Consider the following 1127-nt stretch of genomic DNA (forward strand, 5'->3'; position numbering starts at 1 on the left):
TTGTCGGAGTGGGCGAAGGTGGCGAAATACTTTATTCAACGGGACTTTAAAGGATAAGGTAAACGCACCTACGGACACGCAATTGTGTCTCCTCCAAAATTCATAGTGTCGTCAAGAAATTGGCGACACTACCTGTAGGACTAGGTGACAGTCACCCCCACCGTGTTAAAACAGCGTAGGTGAATTTTTTCAGGAGACTATAATTTGAATGAACCTCAACCATCGCAAAAAAACTTCAATCATTATATCACACCCTTAACCGCCGCCGTTATCTGCTTTTTTTTCTTCTCGCTTTCCTCGCCGGCTGCCTTTGCGCAGGACTTTTCTTCAATAGACAACGATTTACAAACATTGGAATTCTTGATAAACGCTAATAGCGATTCCAGTAACAGCGGTAATTAGCGGCGGCATTGTGTGGGCAATAGTAAAATAAATTAACAATGAGCAAAGTTAGCAGTAATAACAGGTTGGCAATACGTAAAGCTAACTTACAGCAATATTGCTCATTTCTAATTGTTCATTGTTAATTATAAATATATCACAACTGGGCGATAATCTCAGGGGAGAGGTCGGTGTACTTACAAATTTGAGATACGGGCATATTATCAGCTTTCATCTTTCGGGCGTTTTTAATGTTGGCTTCATTATTGCCTTCCTTACGGCCTTTGTCTTCAGCATCTGCCATGGTAAGCGTAACGGTGTCAATCACTTGTACAAGATGATTGACGCCGTTATTCAAATAAACTAAACAAGGAGAAAAGAAAATGGCAAGACCAAAAAAAATCGCCACAAAGAAGACAGCAACAATGGCAAAAAAACCCACCGCAAAGAAATCAACCGCAGGAACAGCAAGCATAAAATTGTTATCAGGAAAACCGTCAACTAAACGCCCTCCCAACAATCCCGAAGTACCGCATAACAAAATCCACAACTTGGCGGTGTTGATCGGATTGCCGCTTAACAACGGGTCAAGCAGGGTTATGATTATTTGAAGCATGACCACGAAGGGTGGGAGCATGGTAAGGTTTGACAACACGCAGGCGGCGACGCCCCGCTTGAAATCTCTATAACCGCCGTCCGATAAACCGAGCGTATTTTTCAGATTAAACATTGACTGCCTCCTTTAG

2 protein-coding genes are annotated in these 1127 nt (G+C 42.5%); one reads left to right on the plus strand and one right to left on the minus strand.

Annotated features, from left to right (window positions below):
• Positions 1–204 precede the first annotated feature (204 nt).
• On the plus strand, positions 205–402 hold the full coding sequence (locus ACYVRH_RS13070) for a hypothetical protein (protein ID WP_461257336.1): 198 nt from the start codon (positions 205–207) through the stop codon (positions 400–402).
• A gap of 136 nt (positions 403–538) precedes the next feature.
• On the opposite strand, the gene ACYVRH_RS13075 is transcribed toward ACYVRH_RS13070, so the two are convergent.
• Positions 539–1111, minus strand: a complete 573-nt coding sequence (locus tag ACYVRH_RS13075) for a hypothetical protein (protein ID WP_461257337.1) — start codon at positions 1109–1111, stop codon at positions 539–541.
• Positions 1112–1127: the final 16 nt, after the last annotated feature.

This window comes from Treponema sp. R80B11-R83G3, assembly GCF_054786115.1.

Coding starts and splice junctions, on each gene's coding strand:
- ACYVRH_RS13075 (WP_461257337.1), bottom strand. CDS start 1,111: ATGTTTAATCTGAAAAATACGCTCGGTTTATCGGACGGCGGTTATAGA.